This is a genomic window from Actinomadura sp. NEAU-AAG7 (genome assembly GCF_018603865.1).
Lineage (GTDB): Bacteria > Actinomycetota > Actinomycetes > Streptosporangiales > Streptosporangiaceae > Spirillospora > Spirillospora litoris.
Genome location: NZ_JAHFZY010000009.1, coordinates 269,493 through 295,123 on the forward strand (window position 1 = coordinate 269,493; position 25,631 = coordinate 295,123).

A 25,631-nucleotide genomic window follows, 5' to 3' on the forward strand; every position below is an offset into this window, starting at 1 on the left:
CCGTCCCGCCAGGATCCCATTCAGGCGATGCCGATCCCGCCGTCCACCCGGATCACCGAGCCGGTCACGTAGCCGGCCTCGGGGCGGGCGGCGGCGACGATCCACCACGCGACCTCCTCGGGCTCGGCGATCCGCGCCAGCGGGATGTGCTGCACCAGCTCCTCGCCCACCGCCTGGACCTGCTCGGGCGACAGGCCCGCGTGTTCGAGGACCGGCGTGCGGGTCGCGCCGGGCGCCACCGACACGACCCGGATGCCGCGCGGCGCCAGCTCGACCGCCCAGGTGTGGGTCATGAAGTCCAGCGCCACCTTGCCGGCCCCGTAGACGGTGTTGTTCGGCCAGCCCCGCCCCGCGGGCATCGAGGTGATGTTGACGATGGCGCCGCCGGTCCGCTCCAGGTGCGGCAGCGCCTCCTGGGCGAGGAACAGCGGGCCGAGCAGGTTGGTGTCGAACTGCCGCTCGGCCGCGTCCCGGTCGATCGCGCCCAGCTGGGCCGGACGGATGATCGCCGCGTTGTTCACCAGCACGTCGACGCGCCCGAACGCCTCCACCGCGGCCTTCATGACGCCGGCGGCGGCGCCGTCCTCGGCCACGTCGGCGACGTGGACCTCGATCCCCGGCGCCTCCGCGGCGACCTCCTTGAGCCGTGCCTCCGTCCGGCCGACGACGAGGACGCGGGCGCCCTCGGCGGCGAATCCCAGCGCGGTCGCCCGCCCGATACCGGTCCCCCCGCCCGTCACGATGACGGCCCTGCCCTCCAGCGCTCCCGAACCCATGACTCGCGTCTCCTCCCGATCATTCGTGGAACGCCGCCGACGCTAGGGCCTGACCCCGGCGTCAAGGTCAAGCCCGGCGGCGCCGCCCACCGGCGGATCACGGGACGGCGAGGGCCTCGGTCGGCGCCAGGCGCGCGGCGCGGATCGCCGGGTACAGGCCCGCGACACCGCCGATGACCAGCGTCGCGAGGACACCGCCCGCCATCGCCCACGGCGGCACCACGGTCGGCCAGCCGCGCGACACCGCGAACACCGCCGTGACCGCGGCGCCGAGCACGACCCCGCCCGCGCCGCCGAGCGCGGCGAGCAGCTGCGACTCGGTGAGGAACTGGAGCCTGATCTGCCCCCGGGTCGCGCCGAGGGAGCGGCGGAGCCCGATCTCCGCGCGGCGCTCCAGCACGGAGATCACCATCGTGTTGGCGACGCCGACGCCGCCGACCAGCAGCGCGACCGCGCCGAGGCCGAGCAGCAGCCCGGTGAAGGCCCGGTCCGCGGCGTTCTCGGCCGCGAGGGCGTCCGAGGGGCGGCTGACCTCGACCTCGTTCGGTGCCTGCGGGCTGGCGGTGGCGGCCAGCAGCTCCCGCACCGCGCCGACGGAGTCCTTGCGGGCGCGGGTGTAGAGGGTGGTGGGATGCCCGTCGAAGCCGAGGTGCGCGCGCGCCGCGTCCCAGCCGACGAGCGCGGCCGAGTCCAGCTCCGGGGCCAGCTCGCCGGGGTCGAGCACGCCGACCACGGTGAACCAGCGGGAGCCGAGCCACACCTGCGTGTTCGGGGCGGCCACGCCGAGCCGCGCGGCCGACTCCGCGCCGAGGACGACGGCGGGGTACCGGGCCGTCGCGCCGTTGAGCCAGGCGCCCGCCGCGACGCGCAGCCCGATCGCCTTCGGCAGGTCGAGCCGCGCCGCGAGCACGGTGATCCCGCCGCTCTCCGCCTCGGGTATGCGGTCGTTGCGGTAGACGTGGACGCCCTCGACTTTGCCCGTGGCGGACACCGACTCGACGCCCGGGATCCGGCCGACCATGCCGACCGCCTCCGCGGGCAGCCGCGCGTTGTCGCCGAACAGGTCGCGCCCCGGGCCCGCGGTCAGCAGGTTGGTGCCGAGCCGGTCGAGGGTGGCCTGGAGCTGCGCGCGGCTGGAGGTGGAGATCCCGACGACGGCGACCATCGCGGCGATCCCGATCGCGATCCCGAGCGCCGAGAGGAAGACCCGCGCCGGGCGGGCCCGCAGCCCGGCGGCGCCGACCCGCAGCACGTCCCGGAAGCCCAGCCGCGCGGGTGCGATCCGCCTCACCGTCCCGCCTCCGCCCGTGCCTCCGGCCGCGTGTCCCCGTGCGCGGTGTCGCGGACGATCCGCCCGTCGCGCATCCCCACCCGGCGGGGCGCCATCGCGGCGATGTCCCGGTCGTGGGTGATCAGCACGACCGTCGTCCCGGCGTCGGCCAGCTCCCGCAGCAGCGCCAGGACTCCGGCCCCCGAGGCGGAGTCCAGCGCGCCGGTGGGCTCGTCGGCCAGCAGCAGCGCGGGCCCGCCGACCACCGCGCGGGCGATCGCGACCCGCTGCCGCTCGCCGCCCGACAGCTCGTGCGGGCGGTGCCGGAGCCGGTGCCCGAGCCCCACCCGCTCCAGCGCCTGGGAGGCGCGGGCGCGCCGCCGCGCGAGCGGGACTCCCCCGTACAGCAGGCCGTCGGCGACGTTGTCGAGCGCGCTGACGCCCCCGGCGAGGTGGAACCGCTGGAAGACGAACCCGATCGCGCGGGCGCGCAGCGCCGACAGCCGCCGGTCGCTCAGCCGCGACACGTCCCGCCCCTCGACGAGGACGGTCCCCGCGCTCGGCCGGTCCAGGGTGCCGAGCAGGTGCAGCATCGTCGACTTGCCGGAGCCGGACGGCCCGGCGATCGCGAGGAGTTCGCCCGCGCCGACGCCGAGCGACACCGCGTCCAGGGCCGTGACCCCGCCCGCGTAGGTCTTGGTGACCCCGCGCAGCTCCACGACCGCGCTCATGCGGGCACCCCCACCTTCATGCCCTCCGCCAGCCCGGCGCCGGAGACCTCGACCTTCCCGCCGGTGAACACGCCCGTCTCCACCGGGACGGTGCGGACCGCCCCGTCCCGGACGACCTGCACCGCGTAGCCGCCGTCGCCGCGCGCGAGCAGCGCGGCGACGGGCACGGCGAGGACGCCGTCATGCCGGTCCGCGGTGAGGTCCACCTCGACCGGCGCCTTGTCGTAGGAGCCGAGCGAGCGCTGCCCCCGGACGGCCACGGTGACCGCGACCGTCGTCGGGTCGTCGTCGCCCCGCCCCTGCTTGGCGACCTTCCCCACGCCGGTGACGCGGCCCCTGGTGGTGCCGCCGTCCGGCAGCCGGATCTCCACCCCCGTGCCCTCCTTCGCGAGCCGCTGGTACCGCACGTCCAGGTCGATGCCGACGACGCGGGTCGTCCCGGTGTAGGTCAGCACGGCGCCGCCGGCGCGGTCGCCCGCGGCCGCCCTGCGCTCGGCCACCCTGATCTCGCCGGGCGCGACCAGCACCGCGCCGGGCGCGATCCTCCCGGTCTCGGCGACGTCGAGGTCGTCCTGCCAGCGCCTCACCGCGGCGGCGGTACCCGAGCCGAAGCCCGTGTCGACGGTGAACCCGGTGTAGCCGAGGGCGCGCAGGTTCCGTTCGAGCTGGAGGACGTCCGGGCCCCGGACGCCCTCGGCGAGGGTCCGGTACAGCGGCAGGCGGCCGTACAGGAGCGGCACGGGCTCGTTGTCGACCCGGTAGGCCGGGCGCCCGCGCGCGATCACCGTGCCCGGCCCGGCGATCCAGGTCAGCGTGCCGCGCCCGGCGGCGGTGACGGTGCGCGCGGTGCCGTAGCCGAGCGTTCCGTCCACCCGCTGGGTCTCGACCAGCGTGGTCCGCTCGACGGGCGCGGTGGCGGGCGGCAGCGCGCTGTGCTCGGCGGCGGGCCCCTCCCCGCCGCCGAGCCCGGCGGCGGCCAGGCCGGCGCCGCCCGCCGCGACCACCCCCGCCGCGCTCAGCGCGACGACGCGTGCCCTGCTCAATTCCCGTCCCCCTGGGACGTGGAGGCCGGCCCCTCGCCCGGGGCGTACTTCCGGCACGCCTTCTCGGCGTCCTTGAACGCCGGGCTCTGCGGGTCGAGCCCCGTGCCCTTCCCGGCGTTCAGGAGGATCCCGCCGTCCGGGTCCGGGTCGGGGAACCGCGGGACGCCGTGCTCGCGCATGCACTTGGAGAACGCCCGCTGCTTCGCGATCTCCTCCGGCTTCGGCTTGGGCGGTCTCCCGCCGTTCGGCATCAGGCTCCGGCACCTGCGCTGGGCCTCGTCCATCGGCCCCGAGCCCTTCTTGCCCTCCCCGGGCCGCGCCGACATCTTCATGGTGATCTTGCCGTCCCCGGACGGGTCGTCCATGTCGACGCCGTTGTCGCGCATGCACTGCGCGTACTTGCGCATCTTCTCCTGGTCGCCGGCGGCCTTGGCGGTGCCCTTCCCGCTCGCGCCGCCGTCGCCTCCCCCGCACGCCTGCGCCCCGAGGGCGAGCACCGGCGCCAGGGCCAGCGCCGCGAACATCCGTCGTCGTCGCATCGGTCGGGCCTCCCGTTCGTCCGCGCCGGACCTGCTCCGGCGGCGCACGCCAGTCCAGCGGCGCGGTGATAACCCCGCCGTAACCACCTCGCGTTATGCCGGCGTTACGCCCGTTGCCCGAAGCTGATCCGGCAGACGACGAGGGGATGTGGGGGCGGCAGAGGTGCGCGTACTGATCGCCGAGGACGAGCGGATGCTCGCCGATTCGATCGCCGAGGGCCTGCGGGCCGAGGCCCTGGCCGTGGACGTGGTGTACGACGGGGACGCCGCGCTGGAGCGGCTCGGCGTCAACGACTACGACGTGCTCGTCCTGGACCGGGACCTGCCGGTCGTGCACGGCGACGAGGTGTGCCGGGCCGTCGCGGGGTCGGGCGCCCTCGTCCGGGTGCTGATGCTCACCGCCGCCGCGGCCGTCCCCGCCCGGGTCGACGGGCTGCGGCTCGGCGCCGACGACTACCTGACCAAGCCGTTCGCGTTCGAGGAGCTGGTGGCGCGGATCCTCGCGCTCGGCCGGCGGGCCCGCCCGGCGGCGCCGCCGGCGCTGGAGCGCCGCGGCGTGCGGCTGGACCCGGCCCGCCAGGAGGTCCACCGCGACGGCCGCCCCCTCCACCTGGCGCGCAAGGAGTTCGGGCTGCTCGCCGAGCTGCTGCGCGCGGACGGGACGGTCGTGTCCGCCGAGCGGCTGCTGGAGAAGGTGTGGGACGAGCACACCGACCCGTTCACCAACACCGTCCGGGTGACGCTGATGAAGCTGCGCCGCAAGCTCGGTGACCCGCCGGTCATCGAAACCGTCCCGGGAGTGGGGTACCGGATCCCATGACGAGGCCCGCCGAGCGGCTGCGGCCGACGATCCGGATGCGGCTGGCGCTGCTGTTCACGGGCCTGTTCCTGGCGGCCGGGACCGTCCTGCTGGGGCTGACCTACCTGCTGGTCGAGAACAGCCTCCACGAACCGGCGGGGACCGCCGAGGCGAACCGGGTCTACGAGTCGGCCGGGGCGGAGCCGTTCCCCGAGGGAGTGACGCCCCCCGCGCCGCCGAACGGCTCCGTGAGCGTCCAGAAGTTCCAGGGCGAGGTGCGCAGGGCCGCGGAGACCTCCCGCAGCGAGACGCTCGACGCGCTGCTCACCCGGGGCGCGATCGCGCTCGGGCTGGTCGGCGCGGCGGCGCTCGGGATCGGCTGGCTGCTCGCCGACCGGGCGCTGCGGCCCGTCCACATGATCACCGAGACGGCGCGGCGGGTGGCGCGCAGCCACGACCTGACCGAGCGGATCGCCTACGCGGGACCCGGCGACGAGGTCAAGGAGCTGGCCGACACCTTCGACATGATGCTCGGACGGCTCGCGCGGGCCTTCGACGGCCAGCGCCGCTTCGTCGCCAACGCCTCGCACGAGCTGCGCACCCCGCTCGCCATCAACCGGACGCTCGTCGACGTCGCGGTGCGGCGCCCCGGCGCGAGCGGCGACGTCAAGCGGCTCGGCGAGTCGCTGCTGGTCGTCAACGGGCGGCACGAGCGGCTCATCGACGGGCTGCTGACGCTGGCGGGCACCGAGAACGTGCCGCTGGACCCCGTCCCGGTGGACCTCGCGGACGTCGCCGCGCACGTCCTCGACCAGGCGGCGGCCGAGGCCCGCGACCGCGGCCTCACCGCCGACCGGCGGCTCGGCCCCGCGCCCACCGCGGGCGACCCCGTGCTGATCGAGCGGCTCGTGCAGAACCTGGTCGAGAACGCCGTCCGGCACAACCACGACGGCGGTGAACTGTCGGTCGTCACCGGGAGCCGGGGCGGGTGGGCGGAGGTCGTCGTGTCCAACACCGGCCCGGCCGTCCCCGCCTACGACATCGAGGCGATCTTCGAGCCGTTCCGGCGGCTCGGCAACGACCGGGTGCGCTCGGAGCGCGGCTCGGGGCTCGGGCTCTCGATCGTCCGCGCCACCGCGACCGCGCACGGCGGGACGGTGGCGGCGGCGCCGCGTCCGGGCGGCGGGCTGGAGGTCACGGTCCGCCTGCCGGGGCCCTGGGCGCCGCGTCCCGCGCCGGGAGGCCCCCGTTAGGCGGGCTCACGGCCAGGGGGACCGCCACCGGGCGCGCGCTCGCGGCGGTGGAGGGCGAGCGAGGCCCCGAACGCGACGGCGGTCCCGACGACGGCGTAGGCGGCCAGCACCCCCAGGGCGCGGGCGATGTCGTGGCCGGAGAAGTAGACGACGTTCCGGACCGCCCTGGTCGCCGCGCCCGTCGGCAGCCATTCCCCGATGGCGCGCCAGAACGTGGGCAGCAGCGGCGTCGGGTACGCGCCGCCCGCGCTGGGGTTGCCGAGCACGACGAACAGCAGGATCGCCAGCCCGATCCCGACCATGCCCAGCAGCACCTGGAAGGCGACGGTGGCCGCCGACGTCGCGAACACCACCAGCGCCCCGATCGCCCACAGCCGCAGCAGGTGGCCGGGCAGCGCGCCGAGGATCGGACCCGCGATGAGAGCGCCGCCGAGCCCGGACACGACCGCGTACAGCGCGAGCGCGCCGAGCCGGATCACGGTGCGGTGCGGGTTGGCCGGGCGGGCGCCGCCCGCGAAGCCGAGGATCGCGGCGGCGAGGTACCCGCCGACGATCCAGCCGATGACGAGGTAGAACGAGGACAGGCCCCGTCCGTCCTTGGCCCCGGGCGGCCGGATGTCGACGACCCGGACCTGCCGCTTCTCGGCGCCCTCCAGCCGTTCGGCGATCAGTTGGGCGGTGCTGGACAGGGCCGGGCCCGCGGCGGAGGCGACCAGCAGCGTGTCGGTGCTGCCGCGCGGGTCCACGACGATCGCCGCGTCCACGTCGCGGTCGAGGATCGCGCGCCGCGCCTGCTGCTCGGAGCCGGCCGGCCGCGCCTCGACGGGGTCTCCGTCCAGCCCGTTGAGGCGGGTCACCAGCGGGCCCGCGACCTGGGCCGGGGCGACCACCGCGACCGGGATGCGGTGCGGCGTCGGCGAGTGGAACGCCCCGATGTAGGACAGGATGAACCCCAGTTGCAGTGCCAGCACGCCCGTCACCAGGGCCATCGAGCGCGGCGTGACCGCGTCGCGGAGTTCGGCGGTGAAGCCGCGCCCGGGGCGTTCCGGACCGGCCGGCGCTCGTGTGCTCATGCGGCTCACCTACCCTGTCGGCGTCCTCTTGCGCTTCTTGGGGCACACGCGTTCCATCCGCGCGGATGCACCCTCATGCACGAGAGGCGCTCCCGTTCCCCGGGCGGACGGAGCGTCGCCCGCGCGGCGGGGTGCCGTGCCGGGGTAGCGTCTGGTCGATGACGAGTGCTGAACTGCTCACCGACGCCTTCGACCGGGTCCAGGAAGAGGTCCACCGGGCGGCCTACGGGCTCACGGCCGAGCAACTCCACTTCCGCGCCGACGCCGACGCCAACTCGATCGCCTGGCTGCTGTGGCACCTCACCCGGGTCCAGGACGACCATGTGGCCGACGCCGCCGGAACGCCCCAGGTGTGGACGGAGGACGGCTGGGAGGCCCGTTTCGGCCTGCCCTTCGCCCCGTCCGAAACGGGTTACGGCCATTCCCGCGAGGAGGTCGCGGCCGTCCGGGTCGAATCCCCGGAGCTGCTGACCGGCTACCACGACGCGGTCCACGACCGGGCCGTCGCCTACGCGGGCTCGCTGGTCGACGGCGACCTCGGCCGCGTGGTGGACGAGGCGTGGGACCCGCCGGTCACCCTCGCCGTCCGCCTGGTCAGCGTGATCTCCGACGGGCTCCAGCACGCGGGGCAGGCGGCGTTCGTGCGCGGGCTGGTCCTGCGCTCCTGACCGGCCCGCCCCGCCCGGCCTGCCGCTCTCCGGGGCCTCAGGGCGCGCAGGGGCGGCCCTGGCTGGTCCCGGTTATCTCCGGCAGCGCCGCGAGCGCCTCCGGCAGGCTCGGGTGGATCGTGAGGCGCTGGTCGAGGTTGGTGACCTGGAGGACGCGGGCGACCCGCTCGGTCACCGGCCCGGCCAGCGCCGCGCTGCCGCCGCGCCCCTCGGCGGCGAGGTAGAAGCGCAGCAGCAGGCTCAGCCCGCTGGAGTCGAGGAAGAGCAGCGGCGCGAGGTCGAACACCAGGTGCTCGCCGTGCTCGCGGCGCCCGTCGCGGATGGCGCGCTCGGCCTCCTGGACGGCGGGCAGGTTCAGCTCGCCCGCCAGCGTGATCACGGTACGCGCGCCCTCGGCCCGGCACGTGACGGTGCACGCGGTCATCGGTCCTCCCCCACCTTCTCCCGGGGCGCGCCCCGGTGGGGCGCCCCGACGACTGCCGCAGTGCCTGATTGTCCCCTGCCGGGGCCGGGACGGGGGTATCGAGCGCGGAATCACCGGGCCCGCCTCGCGTCCGAAACCGGCCTGTTCCTACCCGCCCGGTCAGGTGCGCGTGGGGCAGGTGGGGTGGTAGCGGACGCCGCGGGGACGGTGCGCCCACGCGTCGGCGGAGGGCGCGACGCGCGCCCTCCGCCGGTCGTTACCGCTGGATCCGCCGCTCTCAGGCCGTGGTCACGGTGCGGTCGAGGGCGCTTCCCTTGACCCACTTGCTCCACGACATCTCGTAGAAGCTCCAGCCGTTGTTCCAGGGGAGCCCGCGCTTGGACCCGGTGATGATCACCGGGTCGCCGCGGTAGGCCCACGAGTAGAACCACTGGGCGGCGGCGGGCGGGGAGTTGAGGCAGCCGTGGCTGACGTTCTGGCGGCCCTGCGCCCACACGGTCGAGGCCATCGAGTGGATGTACTCGCCGCTGTTGGAGATCCGCACCGCGTGCGGGATGACCTCCTTGTAGCCGCCGTTCTTCTTGTCGTCCGGCTTGACGCCCATCCACTCCGACGTCATGATCGCCGGGTTCTCCTTGCCCATCGTCAGGTGGATGCCGCTGGTGGTGAGGAAGGTGTCGGTGCCGTTGACGACGCGGCCGCCGCGGCCGGCGCTGATGCCCCAGCTCTTGATCTTCTTGCCGTTCTTCTTCACGACCAGGCGGTGCGTCTTCGTGCTCGCGGTGATGATGTGCGAGTCGCCGATGCGGAAGCGGCGCGTGTAGTCCGAGACGCCGTAGGTCTGCTTGCCCGACTTCACACCCGCGAGCTTCGCGGTGAAGGTGACCGGCTGGTTCGGCTGCCAGTACTCGCCGTTCTTGGTGCGGAAGATCACCTGGGTGTCGCTCACCCAGTACCACGCGCCGGTCGCGGCCTTGGCCGACTTCACCTCCAGCGCCCGCTCGACGGCCTTGCGGTCGCCGACGGCGCGGTTGAAGGTGACGATGATCGGCATGCCGACGCCGACCTTCTCGCCGCTGTTCGGGCTGACGTCGGCGATGTCCAACTCGGCGGCGGCCTTGAGCGTGGTGAACTTGGAGTTCACCGCCGTCGCCTTGCCCTGCGGGCTCTTGGCGACCGCCGAGACCGTGTACCGGGCGCCGGGACGCAGCGTCCGCGACCTCCAGCTCGTCTTGTCGGCCGACATCGCGCCGTCGACCGGCTTGCCCCTGAGCGCGACTGTGACCTGCTCCAGCTTCCCGCCGGTGGCCGTCACGACCACGCCCGCCTCCGGCCTGGCCTTGCCGTTGCCGTCGCCGGGGTCGATCGTCACCTGCGGTGCGGCCGCGTCGGCCTTGCCCCCGACGGTGACCCCGTCGTCCTTCTCTCCCCCGGAGCAGGCCGCCGTGGTGAGGAGCAGCACGGCCCCCGCCACTCCAGCGCCGGCCTTGACACCTGCGGACACGCTCCGCTGCACCTCAACCTCCAGAACCCCACCGTCTATCAGGGAGACATTAGCGACAAAAGCCGACGATCATGCCATGACCCGGGGTTTTGCCGTTCTCCGAGATCAAAGCGTTGCAACCGGACGTCGCTCCTGTGCGCCGGGTCACCGGTCGGGGGACGGCGGGCGCCCCGTCAGGAGAGCGCGCTGCCCTGCCGCCACTTCTCGAACGACATCTGCCACTGGCCCCAGCCGTTGTCGGGCTCCAGTTGCCGGCTCGTGCCGGTGAGGTCGATGACGTCGCCCCGCTGCATGATGTCGTAGAACCAGCTCGCGTTGGAGGGGCTGACGTTGAGGCAGCCGTGGCTGACGTTCGCCGAGCCCTGCGACCCGACCGACCACGGCGCGGCGTGGACGTACTCGCCGCTGTTGGAGAAGCGGACCGCGTGGTTGACGACCTGCTTGTAGTAGCCGGGGTCGCCCTCCTGGCGGCCCGGGGAGACCATCGTGACCGGGTTCCCCTTCTCCATCAGCAGGTGGACGCCGCTGGTCGTGGTGAACTCGCGGGTCTCGCCGTTGCCCGCGCTGAACGGGATGGTCCGCAGCGTGCGGCCGTCGCGCTTCACCGTCATGTGGTGCTTGGCGATGCTGCCGGTGGTGATCTGCGCGGCGCCGATCGTGATGACCTGCTCGGCGTCCTTGGCCCCGTAGACACCGCCGCCCGCGTTCACACCGGCCAGCCGCGCCTGGAAGCGGACCCGCTGGTGCGGCTGCCAGTACGTCTTCGTCCGGTAGGTGACCTGGTCGGGAGCGATCCAGTTCCAGGCGCCCTCGACCGGCTTGTCCGGGGTGACCTGGAGGGCGCGCTCCACGGCGGCCTTGTCGGTGACCGGGCGGTTGAAGCGCAGCATGATCGGCATGCCGACGCCGACCCTCTCGCCGCTGAGGTTCGGCGTGATGTCGGTGATCGACAGGGTCTTGGCGGGCTTCAGCGTCGTGAACGCGCTGGTCGCCGTGCTGGTCTTGCCGCCGCCGCGGGCCTGCGCGGTGACGGTGTAGGACGCGCCGGGCGTCAGCGTCCGCCCGGACCGCCACGACTTCCGGTCACCGGCCAGCCGGCCCGTGATCGCGGCGCCCTGGTTCCCCTGGACGGTGACCTTCTCCAGCTTGCCGCCGGACGCCTTCACCTCGATCGTGCCGTCCGGCCTGACCTGGGCGGTCCCGTTGGCCGGTGTGATCGTCACGGTGGTCTTGGAGTCACCGGAGGCGAGCCTGCCCACCCCGCCGCCGCCGCAGCCGGCCGCGAGCAGCGCCACCGCGCCCGCGCCACCGGTCGCCACCAGTCCGAACCGCCCCTTGACTCCCACCGATCTCCCCCATGTCCAAAGATTCCACCCGTATCGGTAAAACCTATCTGACTAGGGGAGACGCCCCGTACGACCCGAAAGTTCGGAGTCGGCCGGGCCGAATTCCATGGTCCTCCCCGGCCCCGGGGGGCCGGGGTCAGGCGGAGGGCGAGCCGGCCCGCGCGGGCTCGGCGTTGACGTGGCGGAGGCAGCGCCGGAAGCCCCAGACCGAGACGCCGACACCGACCGCCCCGAGCCCGGCGACGATGCCCGTCCGGAACCACAGGTACATGCCGATCGACTCGTTGAACAGCATCCACAGGCTGATGATCACGTTGGCGAACAGCACCATCGACCACAGCAGCGAGATGCGCAGGAAGAACTGGTGGACCCGCTCGTGCCGCAGGAACGCCTCGGGGATCGGCGCCATGTCCTTGGCGAGCTTCTTGGCCAGCGGGCGGCCGAGCGGCACCGAGGCCAGGAAGGACATGCTCACGATCAGCGTGCCGAGGGTCGGCTGCAGGAAGTACACGACGGCGCTGTGGGTGGCCGCGGCGAGCACCGCGCGGACCGTGACCCCGACGGCGGCCAGCAGCAGCATCCCGGGCACCTGGTGGCCGCGCAGGTAGCGGTAGGCGATGCCGCCGTAGACCCAGGCGACGGCGGCCACGAGCGCGCCGTTCAGCCCGAGGAGGACGAGCGCGGCGTAGAAGACCGCGACGGGCGCGATGACGCCTTCGAGGAAACGCGGCAGCGCGTGCAGGAGCAGTGCCTTGACCTGGGGGAGCTCGAAGGCTCCGTGCCCGGTGTCCTGCGGCCCGGCGCCTGCGGACGGCTCAGGGGGCCGCTCGGACGCCGCCGGGGGCGGGTCCGCGGGCGTGCTCGCCGGTCGTTCCATCGAGTGCTGCGCTCCCCGATCGGTGTGCATGGACGATGTGCTCGACGGTGTGCGTGGACTCGGTCGTGGTCACGATTCGCACCACGGTACGTGATGCCGGCCGCGAGTCCACCCGCTTTGGCGGGGAAACGCCCGATTTGTTCGCTGCTCCGCCCACGCTCCGGTAAAGGTGGGGGCCCCGACCGGATCCGGACAACGCCCAGCTCGGCCACCAGGTCGAACCGTCCTCAGGCGCCGCCGGAGGGACCCGCTCCGGACGGCGGCTCCGGCGGCGGATCCGGCACCGGGCGGGCGGGCTCGGCGTCACGTGCGGCGGCGTGCACGGCACGCAGCGTGACCGCCACGGACGGGCGGCGGACGCTCGCCTTCCGCGTGACCGCGTACACCTCGCGGGCGAGCGCGCACTCGGGGATGCGCCGGACCGCCACACCCTGGTCGCCCGCCGCGAGCGCGAGCGCGGGCACGGCGGTGATGCCGATGCCGCGCGCGACGAGGCTGAGGATCGTGTGCAGGCCCTCGAACTCCCACGGGACGGGGCGGGCGCCGCCGACGGTGTCCAGGAGCCGCTCGACGGCCTGGCGGGACGGCTCGCCCGGCGGCGCCGCCATCCACGGCTCGTCCCGCAGCTCGTGCAGCCGGACGGGACGCCGCGGGTCCGACAGCCGGTGCGAGGACGGCACCACCAGCACCAGCGGGTCGCGGCGCAGGTGGAAGAACTCCAGCACGGCGGGCGACTGGTCGGGGACCTTGCCCGTCCAGTCGTCGATGAGGGCGATGTCCACCTCGCCGTTCTGCACCTGCCGGACCCCGTCGCCGGGCCGGGTCTGCCGCAGCACGAACGTCAGGCCGGGATGGTCGCCGAGGCTCTGCGCCAGCGCGGGGGCGAGCGCGACGGCGGCGGTGGGGAACGCGGTGACCACCACGCGGCCCATGGGGGTGTCGGCCTGCGCCGACAGCTCGGTCTCGGCCGCCTCGACCAGCGTGAGGATCTCCTCGGCGCGGGCGGCGAGGCGCCGCCCGGCGTCGGTCAGCTCGGCGCTGCGGGCGGTGCGGTCCAGCAGCGGGAGGCGGGCCTCCCGCTCCAGCGCGGCGAGCTGCTGGGAGACGGCCGAGGGCGTGTAGCCGAGGGACGCGGCGGTCGCGGCGATGCTGCCGCGCCGGGCGAACTCGGCGAGAAGCCGCAGGCGGCGAAGCTCCAGCATCACTCCAGCTTACGGTCACCATCGCTGAGACTCGCTTGTGATGATGCTGGAAGCGGGAAAGCATGAAGCGACACCCGGCCGGGGTCGCACACGGGGATCTCATCTCACCGTCCGCCGTCGTTCCGTCACGCCTGGAGTTCTCGATGCCTGCCCTGAACCCGACCACCCGGCCGCTGAAGTTCGCGCCCCGCCCGGTGCCGCTGTCGGCGACCCTCGCCGTCAACGAGGCCGTCGCCCGCAAGAAACGGCAGGGGGTGCGCGTCCTCCCGCTGGGTTTCGGCGAGGCCGGCATCCCCATCCACCCCGCGCTGACCCGCGAGCTTGAGGCGGCCTCCGGCCGGGGCGCCTACGGCCCGGTCGCCGGGTCCGCCGCGCTGCGCGCCGCCGCGGCCGGGTACTGGAGCCGGCGGGGGCTGCCCACCGACCCGTCCGCGGTCGTCGCCGGGCCCGGGAGCAAGCCGCTGCTGTTCGCGCTGCTGGCCGCGCTCGGCGGGGACGTGGTGGTCGCGGCGCCGAGCTGGGTGTCCTACGCCGCGCAGGCGTCGCTCACCGGCGCCGAGGCGGTCCGCGTGCCCACGGTCGCGGGCGAGGGCGGCGTGCCCGACCCGGACCTGCTCCCCGACGCGGTGGCGCGGGCGCGCGCCCGGGGACGCACCGTCCGGGCGGTGATCGTGACGCTGCCCGACAACCCGACCGGGACCCTCGCGTCCGAGGAGACCGTCCGCCGCCTGTGCTCGGCCGCGCGCGAGCTGGACCTCGTCGTCGTCTCGGACGAGATCTACCGCGACCTGGTGCACGCCTCCGGCCGCGCGGTGCCCTCCCCCGCCCGGTTCGCGCCCGAGCGGACGGTGGTGACGACCGCGCTCAGCAAGAGCCTGGCCGCCGGGGGCTGGCGGCTGGGCGTCGCCCGAGTGCCGGACGGCCCGTTCGGCCGGGCGCTGCGCGACAGCGTCCTCGGCGTCGCGAGCGAGATCTGGTCGAGCGCGCCCGCCCCCATGCAGCACGCCGCCGCCTACGCCTTCGCGGAGCCGCCGGAGCTGGTCGAGCACGTCGACCGGAGCCGCCGCCTCCACGCGGCCGTCACCGGCGCCGTCGCGGACCGGTTCGCCGCCGCCGGGGCGCGGGTGGCCCGGCCGGAAGCGGCCTTCTACGTCTACCCCGACCTCGGGCCGCTCCGGGGCGAACTGGCGGAACGGCACGGCGTCCGGACGTCCGCCGACCTCACGGGGCTGCTGCTGGAGCGCTACGGGGTGGGCGTCCTGCCCGGCAGCGCGTTCGGCGACGAGGCGGAAGCGCTGCGCATGCGGGTGGCGCCGAGCCTGCTGTACGGGGAGGACGACGAGCAGCGCCTGGCCGCCCTCGCCTCTCCCGCCCCGGCGGCGCTGCCCTGGATCGCGGCCGGCCTGGACCGGCTGTCCGAGGTGCTCGCCGACCTCGCCGAAACGGCGGACAGGGGTGAGCCCGTCCCGGCCTGACCGCGCTTCAACGCATACGGGAGACCCTTTCCACATAAGGCGGAAATGGCGGAGGGTAAGGGAGTCGAACCCCTTCGAGTTTCACCTCGACGCCGGTTTTCGAGACCGCTGCCTTACCGTTCGGCCAACCCTCCAGTCGGCGCCGGGAACGTACGGCGGGCGGCCGAGGCCGCCGGGTGGACCAGCAGGGAATCGAACCCTGATCGCTTCCTTGCAAGGGAAGCGTGCTTCCGTTACACCACAGGCCCGTTGATCACGCTCAGCAGGGGCGGAGGGAGTCGAACCCACTTTCCGCTGGTTTTGGAGACCAGCCGCCTAACCGGTGGCTCACCCCTTCGGGCCGTCGTTCCCGACGTGTTCGATGATGCTGGAGGGAGACGAATTCCGGCAAAGTGTTTTTCGCCGGCGGCGGACGGAGGGCGGTCACTGTACGGAGGGTTCGAGTCGCGGATCGTGCCGATCCCCCGGTCATTGATCATTTGCTCGCGGTCCGCCGCGCGGCCGCGTCGGTCGGGCTCCGATAGGGGCCCGACCGGCGCGTATAAGGGTGGTGTAAGGTCCAACAACGCACGGGGCGAAAGTCACGAACTCACCGACCGCGAGGCATGGGGCGCCCAGCCGGGCCACCCCGTGGCAAACCAGGACGCGCGCGTCGTCACGTGAGTGTGGAAGAAGGCGAGAGGGCCCGCGATGAGGCATGCACGGGACGGGGCCGCCGCCGCGATGAACGCGGCGTCGAGGATTCTCGTCGCGCGGGGCAAGAACGAGCCCCAGGAGCTGGAGAACCCCGACGTCGCGTGGGGCCAGCGCGCACGGGACGGCGTCTGGGTGCCGACCAGGGACGGGCAGCGCCTGCACATCGGCATCGACGTCGCCGCGTCCGACACGGTCGCCCAGGTGCTGCGGCCCAGCCTCCGGGTCTTCGTCGGTGTGGACCGCGACACCGACATCGTGGCGCAGACGACCGACAACGGGGTCCGGCTGCTGACGGTCATCCACGGGCCCGAGGCGCCGCCCGAGTTCCGCTTCGCGCTCTCCCTCCCCGACGGCCTGGCGCTGGAGGCGATGCCCTCCGGCGGTTACGACGTCGTCCACCTGCGCTACGGCGCGACCGTCGGGCGGCTCTACAACCCCTGGGCGAGCGACTCGATGTTCCGCCAGGTGAAGGCCGACTACGTGATGGACGGGCCGGTCGTCACGATGCGCGTCCAGCACGCCGACGCCTACTACCCCGTGGTCGCCGACCCCCACTACGCACGCTGAGCCCTCTCGCCCGGCGATCCGGTGGAACGCGCTAGGAGCGGGCCTTCCCGACCACGAACGGGTCCTCGAAGTCCAGCTCCCGGCTGATCTCGCGGAGCGTGGCCGCGCCGATCCGCCCCTTGCGGTAGAGCGCGGTCAGCTTCGCGCGCTGGGCCTCGACCAGCTCGGCGCGGACGTGGCGGCTGTTGGGCGGGCGCCTCTCCTCCTTGCCCTCCTCGCGGTCGAGGAGGTAGCGGACGCGCTCCAGCCGGACCTCCAGCATCTGCCGGAACGCCTCGGCGGTCTGCTCGTCCACCTCGTCCTCCTCCGCCAGCTCCTCCAGCCGGGCGAGGGCGGCCTTCAGCCCGGCCCTGCGCGCGATCATCGACTCGTGCCTGCGCCGTCCGGACTCCGCCAGCCCGAGCCGGCGCAGCAGCAGCGGCAGCAGCGGCGCCTGGCCGATCAGCGTGATCAGCACCACCAGCGCGGTGAGCAGCACGAGCAGGCCGCGCTCGGGCCCGACGGCGGCGGGCAGCGACAGCGCGATCGCGAGCGAGATCGCGCCGCGCATCCCGCCGAGGCCGATCACGACGCGCTGGCGGGGGCCGAGCTCCCGCCCGCCGGGCGCCGCCCGGGCGAGCGGCCCGGCGCCGAGCTGCCACAGCAGCCGGACGCCGATCACGACGCCCGACACGGCGAGCGTGGTCAGGGCGACCTCGCCCCAGGTGTGCCCGCCGGGGTGGCGGAGCACCTCGCGGATCTCCAGGCCCAGCAGGACGAACAGCGCCGACTCCAGCAGGAACGTGAGGATCTGCCAGAAGGTGTTGCCGACCAGCCGCGACGCGGGCTGGAGCACGCCCTCCCCGTGGGTGCCGATCGAGAACCCGGCGACGACGGTGGCCAGCACTCCGGACACGCCGAGGTTCTCGGCCGGGACGAACGCGAGGTAGGGGGTGACGAGCGAGACGATGATCTGGCTGACGGGGTCCTTGATCGAGCGCCGGACGCGGCGGATCGCGATGCCGAGCACCAGCCCGTAGGCGACTCCCCCCGCCACGAGCTGGACGGCCCGCAGGGCGCCATGGGCGGGGGTGAACCCGCCGTCGAGCGACTCGACGGCGAGGGCGAAGACGGTCAGCGCCGCGCCGTCGTTGATCAGGCTCTCGCCCTCCAGGATCGTCACCAGCCGGGGCGGGGCGCCGAGCCGCTGCATCACCGAGGTCGCCGCGACCGGGTCGGTGGGCGAGACGGCCGCGCCGAACGCCAGCGCGGCGGCCCAGCCGAGCCCGGGCAGCAGGGCGTGGACCGTTCCCGCGACCGCGACCGTGGTGACGGTGGTGAGCCCGAACGCCAGCGTGACGATCGCGGTGAGGTCGGCGCGGGCCTCGCGCGGCGCGGTGAAGAACGCCGCGTGGTAGACCAGCGGCGGCAGGAAGCCGAACAGCACCACCTCGGGCGCGACCACGACCTCCGGCAGCGCGGGGACGAACCCGGCGCCCATCCCGAGCAGGACGAGCAGGATCGCGTCGGGCACCCGCAGCCGCCCGGCCAGCGCGCGGGTCAGCAGCACCACCACGGCGACGACGAGGAACACCACGAACAGCCGGTCCACACCCACGCCCGTGATCTTCTCCGAGAACGGCGCCGCTATACGCGTGCGGGCGCCCGGATCAGTGGAACGGTCCCTTTCGCGGCGCGCGGAATCGTCCGGGCGGAGTGTGCGCGGACGAGGGTTCCGGGCGGCATATGGTTGAGGTCGGGCCGCGTTTCCGGTCCCGGCGGTGCCGGGGCGCACGACCCCCCGTACGCGCCGGGGGTCCGGGGGTGCCACCCCAGGAGCCGTCGGCCCCGGTCCCCGAGACTGGAGTCACCGTGATCTTCACTCATGACACCGAGCAGGCGCTCGCCGTGGTCGTCGACCTGGTCAACACCAGCGCCGCGACCGACGGCGAGGAGGAGCTCGCCGGCCTGCCCGACCTGCGCGCGTTCGTCGAGCGCAACGACTTCAGCGGCGTGGGCGAGCTGACCGAGGCCGACCTCGCGCGGGTCCTCGGGCTGCGCGAGCGCTTCCACGCGGTGTTCCGGGCGCCCGACGTGCCCTCGGCCGTCCGCCTGATCAACGAGGTGGTGGGCGGGGTCCGCACCACCCCGCACCTGACCGACCACGACGGCTACGACTGGCACGTGCACTTCTTCGCGCCCGGCGCGCCCATGGGCGAGCACCTGGCGGCCGACTGCGGGATGGCCCTCGCCTACGTCGTCGCCGAAGGCGAGCTCGACCGGCTGCGCACCTGCGAGGCGCCGGACTGCTCGCGCGTCCTGGTCGACCTGTCGCGCAACCGCTGCCGCCGCTACTGCGACAGCCGCACCTGCGGCAACCGCATGCACGTGGCCGCCTACCGCGCCCGCCAGCGCGAGGCGGTGTCCCAGAGTCCCGGCCCACGTCCCTCGCCCGGCGGCTCGGGGCGTGACCGTGCGTTCGCGGGCGCGGCATCGCTTCGCGATCTTCCCGGTGGGGGCTCGCCTCCGGCCTCGCCCCCACCGGTCGGCTAGCGCGCCCGCGCGACGGCCGAGGCCGCTTGGAAACGCGCCCCGGCCCCCTCCAGGGCCCGCCAGGCCCGCGCTAGCCGCCCCGGGCGGTCGTGGTGAGGTCGCCGACGGCGGTGAGGGCGCGGCGGGCGGCGGCGACGTCGTGGACGCGGAAGACGCGGGCGCCGAGCCAGGCGGAGACGCCGAGGACCGCGAGGGTGCCCGCGCCGCGCCGGTCGACGGGGCGGCCGAGGGTCTCCCCGATGAAGTCCTTGTTCGACACCGCGACCAGCACCGGCCACCCGGTGGCGGTCATCTCGCCGAGCCGCCGGCTGATCTCCAGCGAGTGCCGGGTGTTCTTGCCGAAGTCGTGGGCGGGGTCGATGAGGATCGCGTCCCGCCGCACGCCGAGCGCGAGGGCGCGCTCCGCCTCGGCGGTGACGTGCCCGATCACGTCCGCCATGACGTCGTCGTAGCCGACGCGGTGCGGGCGGGTGCGGGGGTCGAGGCCCCCGGCGTGCGAGCAGACCAGGCCGATGCCGTGCGCGGCGGCGACCCCGGCCAGCTCGGGGTCGGGCCCGCCCCAGGTGTCGTTCAGCAGGTCGGCGCCCGCCCGCGCGACGGCGTCGCCGACCTCGGCGCGCCAGGTGTCGACGCTGATCACGACGCCGGGGTGCCGCTCGCGGACGGCGGCGACCAGGTCGACGACGCGGCGCAGTTCCTCGGCGACGCCGACGTCCTCGCCGGGACCGGCCTTGACGCCGCCGATGTCGATGATGTCGGCGCCGTCCGCGACGGCGCGCCCGGCCGCGTCGAGGGCGGCCTCGAAGGCGTAGGTGGCGCCCCTGTCGAAGAAGGAGTCGGGCGTGCGGTTCACCACCGCCATGATCGCCCGCGGGCCGAGCCCGCGCCCGTTCAGCCGCAGCGGGGCCCCGTGTGAATCGCTCATGACGAACCACACCGTCGCACATCCGGGGCCTCCCCCGCGAACCAGAAGGCGGTTCGGTTCAAACGAGGCCCTCGCTCGTCACCATCGCGCGGTGTCGCTAACCTCAGAGGCCACGCCCGCCGTGGGCCCGGCCCGCGGCGGCCCCGCGTCCGACCGATTCGGCCAGGAGGATCCGCTGACCAGGCGAGCACTCATCACCGGCATCACCGGGCAGGACGGCTCGTACCTGGCCGAGCATCTGCTGGAGCAGGGGTACGAGGTGTGGGGCCTGGTGCGGGGGCAGGCGAACCCGCACGTGTCGCGGCTGCGCAAGCACATCGGCGACGTGCGGATCACCACCGGCGACCTGCTGGACCAGGGCAGCCTGATCTCGGCGGTGGAGCGGGTGGAGCCCGACGAGGTCTACAACCTGGGCGCGATCTCCTACGTGCCGATGTCCTGGCAGCAGGCGGAGCTGACCGCCGAGGTGACCGGCATGGGCGTGCTGCGGATGCTGGAGGCGATCCGCGTGGTGTCGGGCGTCAGCGCGTCCCGGACGCCCGGACGCGAGCAGATCCGCTTCTACCAGGCGTCGTCCTCGGAGATGTTCGGGATGGTGCGCGAGACGCCGCAGAACGAGCGGACGCCGTTCCACCCGCGCAGCCCGTACGGGGTCGCCAAGAGCTACGGGCACTACATCACCCAGAACTACCGCGAGTCCTACGGGATGTTCGCGGTGAGCGGGATCCTGTTCAACCACGAGTCGCCGCGCCGGGGCGCGGAGTTCGTCACGCGGAAGGTGTCGCTGGGCGCGGCGCGCATCAAGCTGGGCCTGGCGGGCGAGCTGCGCCTGGGGAACCTGGAGGCGCGCCGCGACTGGGGCTACGCCGGCGACTACGCCCGCGCGATGCGGCTGATGCTCGCCCAGGACGCGCCCGAGGACTACGTGATCGGGACTGGCCAGACCCGGTCCGTGCGGGAGCTGGTGGCGTTCGCGTTCCGGTCGGCCGGCCTCGACTGGGAGGACCACGTCGTCCTGGACGCCCGCTACACCCGCCCCGCCGAGGTCGACCTGCTGTGCGCCGACCCGAAGCGGGCCCGCGAGCAGCTCGGCTGGGAGCCCGAGGTGTCCTTCGAGGGCCTGGTGACGATGATGGTCGAGTCCGATCTGCGGATGCTGGCCGGGTCGGCGAGGCCCGAGGACGAGCCTTCGGGGCCCGACCACTGGTGACCTGCCCCCCGCGCGGGTGATCTTCGGGGGGCCGCGTGCGACGATGCTGTCATGGCGACTTGTGAGCATGTGCGGTCCCTGCCGGCGCAGGACCCGGCCCCGAACACCCCGGACGGCTGCGAGGAGTGCCTCGCGCTGGGCGCCCGGTGGGTGCACCTGCGGCTGTGCCTCGGCTGCGGGCACGTGGGCTGCTGCGACTCCTCACCGAACAAGCACGCGTCCGCGCACTTCGAGAAGGAGGGGCACCCGGTCGCCCGGTCGTTCGAGCCGGGCGAGGACTGGCGGTGGTGCTTCGTGGACGAGCTGATCGTCTGATGCCGGACGTCCGGCTGGGCACCGCACCGGGGCGCTGGATCCTGCTGGCGACCGTGCTCGGGTCGAGCGTGGCGATGCTCGACTCGACCGTGGTCAACGTCGCGCTGCCGAGGCTGGGCGAGGACCTCGGCGCCGACATGGCGGGCCTCCAGTGGACGGTGAACGCCTACACGCTGACGCTCGCGGGGTTCATCCTGCTCGGCGGCTCGCTCGGCGACCGCTACGGGCGGCGGCGGATCTTCCTGGTCGGCGTGGTGTGGTTCGCGGTGGCCTCGGTGCTGTGCGGGGCCGCTCAGGACGTCGGGATGCTGGTGGCCGCGCGGGCCCTGCAGGGGGTCGGCGGGGCGCTGCTGACGCCGGGGTCGCTGGCGATCATCCAGGCGTCCTTCAGCTCCGACGACCGGCCCCGCGCGGTCGGCGCCTGGTCGGGGCTCGGCGGCGTCGCGGGGGCGGTCGGGCCGTTCGCGGGCGGCTGGCTGGTGGAGGCGGCGGGCTGGCGCTGGGTGTTCCTGCTCAACGTCCCGCTGGCGGCGGTCGTGGTGCTGGTCGCGGTCCGGCACGTCCCCGAGAGCGTCGACCCGGACGCGAGCGGCCGCTTCGACGTGCTCGGGGCCGCGCTGGCGGCGCTGGCGCTGGCCGGGACGACCTACGCGCTCACCGAGGCGCCGGGCGGCGGCTCCGGCGCGACCGCCGCCGTCTTCGCCGGCGTGGGCGGGATCGTCGCCGCCGTCGTGTTCGTGCTGGTGGAACGCGCCCGCAGCCGGGGGCGGCACCTGCCGCGCCTCCGCTCCGCTCCCTCGCGGGGGGCCGACTCCTCCCGCTCTCCGAAGCGGCCCGGACGTACGGTGCCCCACCCCATGCTGCCGCTGGAGGTGTTCGCCTCGCGGCAGTTCTCCGCCGTCAACCTCGTCACGTTCGTCGTGTACGGGGGGATGGGCGTGCTCTTCTTCCTCTTCGTGCTGAACCTCCAGGTCGTCGGGGGGTTCTCGCCGATCGCGGCGGGCACGGCGCTGCTGCCGGTCACGGCGCTGATGCTGCTGCTGTCGGCGCGGGCGGGCGCGCTCGCGCAGAAGATCGGGCCGCGGATCCCGATGACGGTGGGCCTGGTCGTCGCGGCCGTCGGGATGGTGCTGGTCGGCCGGATCGGCGCGGGCGCCTCGTACGCGAGGGACGTGCTGCCCCCCGTGATCGTGTTCGGGCTGGGCCTGTCGGCGGTGGTCGCGCCGCTGACCTCGACCGTCCTGGCCTCCGCCGACGAGCGGCACGCGGGCGTCGCCAGCGGCGTCAACAACGCCGTGGCGCGGGCGGCGGGGCTGCTGGCGGTGGCGGCGATCCCGCCGCTGGCGGGGCTGACCGGCGCCGCGTTCACCGATCCGGCCGAGTTCTCCGACGGGTTCCGGATCGCGATGATCGTCTGCGCCGGGCTGCTGCTGGCCGGGGCGGTGCTGAGCTTCCTGACGGTGAGCGCCGACGCGCTGCGCGGCCCGTCCGGGGAGCGCCGGGAGCCGCAGTGCAAGAGCAGTTGCGGCGTGGGCGCGCCGCAGTTGCAGCCCGAACCGGAGACCGTCCCCGCCAGGCACGGCGCGGGCGCGTAGCCGAGCGGTGGGGCGACCGGTGGGGCGACGCCGGAGGCGGGCCCCACCGGGAAGATCGCGAAGCGATGCCGCGCCCGCCGAAGGCACGGTCACGGCCGTGGGCCGCCAGCGAGCGGCCGCGGGCCGGGACTTCAACAAACACAGTCCTAATCCGGCTATGTCCAGGACCGGGTCGGCCGGTTGGCATACGGTCAGGGCATGAATCTGCGGCAGCTGCGCTACGTCGTGGCGACCGCCGACCACGGCACGATGACGTCGGCGGCCCAGGCTCTCTATGTCGCCCAGCCCGCGCTGTCGCGGGCCGTCCGCGAACTGGAGCGCGAACTCGGGGTGGAGCTGTTCGCGCGCTCGGGACGCGGCGTCGTGCTCACCGCCGTCGGCGAGCGCGTCGTGCGGCAGGCGCGGGTCGCGCTGGAGGCGGTCGACGCGATCGAGGGCATGGCGGTCACCAAGGCCAACGGCCGTCCGGGCGCCGAGCTGCGGGTGGCGACCACCGCGTCCCTGGAGCCGGAGCTGACCGGGCGGCTCATCCCCCGCTTCGCCCGCGACCAGCCGGCCGTCCGGATCCGGGTGGTGCGCTGCGAGGACCGCGACCAGGTCGCGGCGGCGGTCCGGGCGGGCCGCGCCGACCTGGCGCTCGCCGACCTGCCGGTGCCCGGCGACATGGCGGCCCACCCGTTCGAGCAGCGGGAGGTGGTGCTGATCTCGCCGCCCGCGCTGAAGGTGCGCGAGCCGGTGCCGCTGACCGCGCTGGACGGGATGCGGCTCGTCCTGCCCGCCAGGGGCAGCGCCCGGCGCGCCGAGATCGACGCGATGCTGCGCCGGATCGGCGCGACGCCGGTCGCCGCGGTGGAGTCCGACGAGCGCGGCGCCTGGCTCGGCTGGGTGCGCGCCGGGCTGGGCTCGCTGCTGTGGTACCGCAACCAGCTCGACGACACCGAGGGCGTCACCGTCCGCTCGTTCATGCCGCCGATCACCCGCATGATCGGGCTGGTCCACGCGCACCGGCAGCTCCCCCCGGCGGCGCGCGACTTCCTCGCCTTCGCCAAGGGCACGTCCCGCGACCAGCACTGACGCGCCGGGCGGCGGGTGCCGCGGGGGCCGCCTCGTGGGATCATCTGCCGGTGGAGACGACGCATGCGCTGTGGCTGCTGGCGATTCCGGTCAGCGCGCTGATGGTGGCCGCCGGGGCCCGGCGGCTGGGCCTGTCGGCACCGCTGGTGCTGGTGATCGCGGGCCTGCTGGTGACGTTCGTGCCGGGCGTGCCGGAGTTCGAGCTCGACCCGGAGTTCGTGCTGTACGTCTTCCTGCCGCCGCTGCTGTTCTCGGCGGCCTGGCAGAGCTCGTTCTACAACCTGCGGGAGAACGTCAGGTCGATCACGCTGCTGTCGGTCGGGCTGGTGCTGTTCACCACGTTCGCGGTCGGGTACGCGGCGCACCTGCTGGTGCCGGGCCTGCCGCTGTCGGCGGCGTTCGTGCTCGGCGCGATCGTGGCGCCGCCGGACGCGGTGGCGGCGGTGAGCATCGCGCAGCGGCTCGGGCTGCCGCGCCGCAGCGTGACCGTGCTGGTCGGGGAGAGCCTGTTCAACGACGCGACCGCGCTGACGGCGTTCCGGGTCGCGGTCGTCGCGGCGACGGGCGCGGGCTTCACGCTCGCCGACGGGGTGTGGCGGTTCCTGTTCGCGGCGGTGGCCGGGGCGGCGGTGGGGCTGCTGCTCGGGCCGCCGCTGCACTGGCTGCGCACGCGGCTGGACGACCCGCTCGTGGAGAACGGGGTGGCGCTGGTCGCGCCGTTCGCGGCGTACCTGCTCGCCGAGACCGTGCACGCGTCCGGGGTGATCGCGGTGGTGGTCAGCGGGCTGTACCTCGGGCACCGCTTCACCGACTCGCCGGCGGTGACGCGGCTGATCGGGCACTCGTTCTGGAAGGTCATGGTCTTCGTCCTGGAGACCGTGGTGTTCCTGCTGATCGGGCTCCAGCTGCCGCCGGTGATCGACGGGCTGTCGGGGCACGGGTGGCCGGAGCTGCTGGGCTGGGCGTCGGCGATCTTCGCGGTGACGGTCGCGGCCCGGTTCGTGTGGATCTTCCCGGCGTCGGCCGTCCCGCGGCTGCTGTCGCGGCGGGTCCGGGAGCGGGAGGGCGAGGTCGGCTGGCGCGACCGGGTCGTGGTGTCGTGGGCGGGCATGCGGGGCGTGGTGTCGCTGGCGGCGGCGTTCGCGATCCCGTTCGCGACCTCCGACGGCGATCCGTTCCCCGGCCGCGACCTGATCCTGTTCTTCACGTTCACGACCGTCCTCGGGACGCTGCTGGTGCAGGGCCTGACGTTCCCGGCGCTGATCCGGGTGCTGCGGGTCGGCAGCGCCCGGGAGCGCTACGCCGACACGGTCGCGGAGGCGGGCGCCCAGCACGCCGCCGCGAAGGCGTCGCTGGACCGGCTGGAGGAGCTGGACGCCGAGGAGGAGCTGGACGCGGCGGTCGTGGAGCGGCTGCGGCAGCTCGCCGAGCACCGGCAGCTGCGGGCCTGGGAGCGGCTCGGCGGCGGGACGGGCCCGGCGGGCGAGGAGGTCCCGACGGCGACCTACCGGCGGCTGCGGCGCGAGATGCTCGCGGCCGAGCGGCAGGTGTTCGTGCGGATGCGCGACGAGCGCCGCATCGACGACGAGGTGCTGAACCGCGTCCTGCACGAGCTGGACCTGGAGGAGGTGGCGCTGAACCGCGACTGACCAGTGGCGGCCCAGGCCACAGCGGACGAACCCGCGCGCCGCGTCCTGCGGGGGCGGGGCGGCCGGTGCCCCGGCCACGGTCGACGCC

General features: G+C 74.5%; 24 protein-coding genes and 3 tRNA genes. 11 read left to right on the forward strand and 16 right to left on the reverse strand.

Annotated features, from left to right (window positions below):
- Nucleotides 1–20 precede the first annotated feature (20 nt).
- From KLI87_RS34955 to KLI87_RS34975, 5 genes are all read right to left on the reverse strand, one after another.
- A complete protein-coding gene (locus tag KLI87_RS34955) occupies nt 21–776 on the reverse strand; it encodes an SDR family NAD(P)-dependent oxidoreductase (protein ID WP_214620441.1) in 756 nt (251 codons plus the stop codon).
- Between the two features lie 97 nt (nt 777–873).
- Nucleotides 874–2,067 carry an ABC transporter permease gene (locus KLI87_RS34960; protein WP_214620442.1) on the reverse strand — a complete coding sequence of 398 codons (1,194 nt, stop codon included), beginning with the start codon at nt 2,065–2,067 and terminating at the stop codon, nt 874–876.
- Complete coding sequence (locus tag KLI87_RS34965; protein WP_156220475.1) at nt 2,064–2,777, reverse strand: ABC transporter ATP-binding protein; 714 nt, start codon at nt 2,775–2,777, stop codon at nt 2,064–2,066. Before KLI87_RS34965 ends, KLI87_RS34960 begins: the two co-directional genes overlap by 4 nt.
- Nucleotides 2,774–3,820 carry a peptidoglycan-binding protein gene (locus KLI87_RS34970; protein ID WP_214620443.1) on the reverse strand — a complete coding sequence of 349 codons (1,047 nt, stop codon included), beginning with the start codon at nt 3,818–3,820 and terminating at the stop codon, nt 2,774–2,776. The genes KLI87_RS34965 and KLI87_RS34970 overlap by 4 nt, the downstream gene beginning before the upstream one ends.
- Nucleotides 3,817–4,359 (reverse strand): hypothetical protein, encoded by a 543-nt coding sequence (locus KLI87_RS34975; RefSeq protein ID WP_156220473.1) that lies wholly within the window; start codon nt 4,357–4,359, stop codon nt 3,817–3,819. Before KLI87_RS34975 ends, KLI87_RS34970 begins: the two co-directional genes overlap by 4 nt.
- A 163-nt stretch (nt 4,360–4,522) precedes the next feature.
- Here KLI87_RS34975 and KLI87_RS34980 point away from each other — a divergent pair, with 163 nt between their 5' ends.
- Together KLI87_RS34980 and KLI87_RS34985 are read left to right on the forward strand one after the other, a co-directional pair.
- Nucleotides 4,523–5,179, forward strand: coding sequence for a response regulator transcription factor (locus KLI87_RS34980; RefSeq protein ID WP_214620444.1), 657 nt, complete (start codon nt 4,523–4,525; stop codon nt 5,177–5,179).
- On the forward strand, nt 5,176–6,411 hold the full coding sequence (locus KLI87_RS34985; RefSeq protein ID WP_214620445.1) for a cell wall metabolism sensor histidine kinase WalK: 1,236 nt from the start codon (nt 5,176–5,178) through the stop codon (nt 6,409–6,411). Before KLI87_RS34980 ends, KLI87_RS34985 begins: the two co-directional genes overlap by 4 nt.
- Here the strand turns inward: KLI87_RS34985 and KLI87_RS34990 are convergent.
- The gene (locus KLI87_RS34990) at nt 6,408–7,484 is read right to left on the reverse strand and encodes a DUF3533 domain-containing protein (protein WP_214620446.1); all 1,077 of its coding nucleotides are present in this window, start codon (nt 7,482–7,484) and stop codon (nt 6,408–6,410) included. The genes KLI87_RS34985 and KLI87_RS34990 overlap by 4 nt on opposite strands.
- Before the next feature lie 158 nt (nt 7,485–7,642).
- Here KLI87_RS34990 and KLI87_RS34995 point away from each other — a divergent pair, with 158 nt between their 5' ends.
- Nucleotides 7,643–8,152, forward strand: a complete 510-nt coding sequence (locus KLI87_RS34995; RefSeq protein ID WP_214620447.1) for a DUF664 domain-containing protein — start codon at nt 7,643–7,645, stop codon at nt 8,150–8,152.
- Nucleotides 8,153–8,189: 37 nt separating this feature from the next.
- On the opposite strand, the gene KLI87_RS35000 is transcribed toward KLI87_RS34995, so the two are convergent.
- The 5 genes from KLI87_RS35000 to KLI87_RS35020 all read right to left on the reverse strand — a co-directional run bounded on the left by KLI87_RS35000 (nt 8,190) and on the right by KLI87_RS35020 (nt 13,505).
- Nucleotides 8,190–8,576, reverse strand: coding sequence for an STAS domain-containing protein (locus KLI87_RS35000; RefSeq protein ID WP_156220470.1), 387 nt, complete (start codon nt 8,574–8,576; stop codon nt 8,190–8,192).
- 277 nt (nt 8,577–8,853) lie between these two features.
- Nucleotides 8,854–10,080: an Ig-like domain-containing protein gene (locus KLI87_RS35005; protein WP_214620448.1), complete on the reverse strand. Its 1,227-nt coding sequence runs from the start codon at nt 10,078–10,080 to the stop codon at nt 8,854–8,856.
- 173 nt (nt 10,081–10,253) lie between these two features.
- Entirely contained in the window at nt 10,254–11,426 is a 1,173-nt protein-coding gene (locus KLI87_RS35010; protein WP_214620449.1) for an Ig-like domain-containing protein, read from the reverse strand.
- Nucleotides 11,427–11,562: 136 nt separating this feature from the next.
- Nucleotides 11,563–12,303 (reverse strand): VC0807 family protein, encoded by a 741-nt coding sequence (locus KLI87_RS35015; protein ID WP_246250881.1) that lies wholly within the window; start codon nt 12,301–12,303, stop codon nt 11,563–11,565.
- A 227-nt stretch (nt 12,304–12,530) separates the two neighbouring features.
- Complete coding sequence (locus KLI87_RS35020) at nt 12,531–13,505, reverse strand: LysR family transcriptional regulator (protein ID WP_214620450.1); 975 nt, start codon at nt 13,503–13,505, stop codon at nt 12,531–12,533.
- Nucleotides 13,506–13,648: 143 nt separating this feature from the next.
- On the opposite strand from KLI87_RS35020, the gene KLI87_RS35025 reads away from it, so the two are divergent.
- On the forward strand, nt 13,649–14,980 hold the full coding sequence (locus KLI87_RS35025; RefSeq protein ID WP_214620451.1) for a pyridoxal phosphate-dependent aminotransferase: 1,332 nt from the start codon (nt 13,649–13,651) through the stop codon (nt 14,978–14,980).
- 46 nt (nt 14,981–15,026) lie between these two features.
- Here the strand turns inward: KLI87_RS35025 and KLI87_RS35030 are convergent.
- The 3 genes from KLI87_RS35030 to KLI87_RS35040 all read right to left on the reverse strand — a co-directional run bounded on the left by KLI87_RS35030 (nt 15,027) and on the right by KLI87_RS35040 (nt 15,315).
- Nucleotides 15,027–15,114, reverse strand: a tRNA-Ser gene (locus tag KLI87_RS35030).
- Nucleotides 15,115–15,157: 43 nt separating this feature from the next.
- Nucleotides 15,158–15,228, reverse strand: a tRNA-Ala gene (locus tag KLI87_RS35035).
- A gap of 15 nt (nt 15,229–15,243) precedes the next feature.
- Nucleotides 15,244–15,315: transfer RNA gene (locus KLI87_RS35040), tRNA-Trp, on the reverse strand.
- 355 nt (nt 15,316–15,670) lie between these two features.
- Here KLI87_RS35040 and KLI87_RS35045 point away from each other — a divergent pair.
- Nucleotides 15,671–16,243: a hypothetical protein gene (locus KLI87_RS35045; RefSeq protein ID WP_156220466.1), complete on the forward strand. Its 573-nt coding sequence runs from the start codon at nt 15,671–15,673 to the stop codon at nt 16,241–16,243.
- A gap of 31 nt (nt 16,244–16,274) precedes the next feature.
- On the opposite strand, the gene KLI87_RS35050 is transcribed toward KLI87_RS35045, so the two are convergent.
- A complete protein-coding gene (locus tag KLI87_RS35050) occupies nt 16,275–17,840 on the reverse strand; it encodes a Na+/H+ antiporter (RefSeq protein WP_156220465.1) in 1,566 nt (521 codons plus the stop codon).
- Between the two features lie 254 nt (nt 17,841–18,094).
- Between KLI87_RS35050 and KLI87_RS35055 the strand changes: the two genes are divergently transcribed.
- Nucleotides 18,095–18,775: a CGNR zinc finger domain-containing protein gene (locus tag KLI87_RS35055; protein WP_214620452.1), complete on the forward strand. Its 681-nt coding sequence runs from the start codon at nt 18,095–18,097 to the stop codon at nt 18,773–18,775.
- Between the two features lie 70 nt (nt 18,776–18,845).
- Here the strand turns inward: KLI87_RS35055 and folP are convergent, their stop codons facing one another.
- Nucleotides 18,846–19,700 carry a dihydropteroate synthase gene (gene folP / locus KLI87_RS35060; RefSeq protein WP_156220463.1) on the reverse strand — a complete coding sequence of 285 codons (855 nt, stop codon included), beginning with the start codon at nt 19,698–19,700 and terminating at the stop codon, nt 18,846–18,848.
- Between the two features lie 175 nt (nt 19,701–19,875).
- Between folP and KLI87_RS35065 the strand changes: the two genes are divergently transcribed.
- From KLI87_RS35065 to KLI87_RS35085, 5 genes are all read left to right on the forward strand, one after another.
- Nucleotides 19,876–20,910, forward strand: a complete 1,035-nt coding sequence (locus KLI87_RS35065; RefSeq protein ID WP_156220685.1) for a GDP-mannose 4,6-dehydratase — start codon at nt 19,876–19,878, stop codon at nt 20,908–20,910.
- A gap of 51 nt (nt 20,911–20,961) precedes the next feature.
- On the forward strand, nt 20,962–21,225 hold the full coding sequence (locus KLI87_RS35070) for a ubiquitin carboxyl-terminal hydrolase 14 (protein WP_156220462.1): 264 nt from the start codon (nt 20,962–20,964) through the stop codon (nt 21,223–21,225).
- Entirely contained in the window at nt 21,225–22,820 is a 1,596-nt protein-coding gene (locus KLI87_RS35075) for an MFS transporter (protein WP_214620453.1), read from the forward strand. The genes KLI87_RS35070 and KLI87_RS35075 overlap by 1 nt, the downstream gene beginning before the upstream one ends.
- Before the next feature lie 198 nt (nt 22,821–23,018).
- On the forward strand, nt 23,019–23,894 hold the full coding sequence (locus tag KLI87_RS35080) for a LysR family transcriptional regulator (RefSeq protein ID WP_156220460.1): 876 nt from the start codon (nt 23,019–23,021) through the stop codon (nt 23,892–23,894).
- Nucleotides 23,895–23,944: 50 nt separating this feature from the next.
- The gene (locus KLI87_RS35085) at nt 23,945–25,543 is read left to right on the forward strand and encodes a Na+/H+ antiporter (protein ID WP_214620454.1); all 1,599 of its coding nucleotides are present in this window, start codon (nt 23,945–23,947) and stop codon (nt 25,541–25,543) included.
- Nucleotides 25,544–25,631 lie beyond the last annotated feature (88 nt).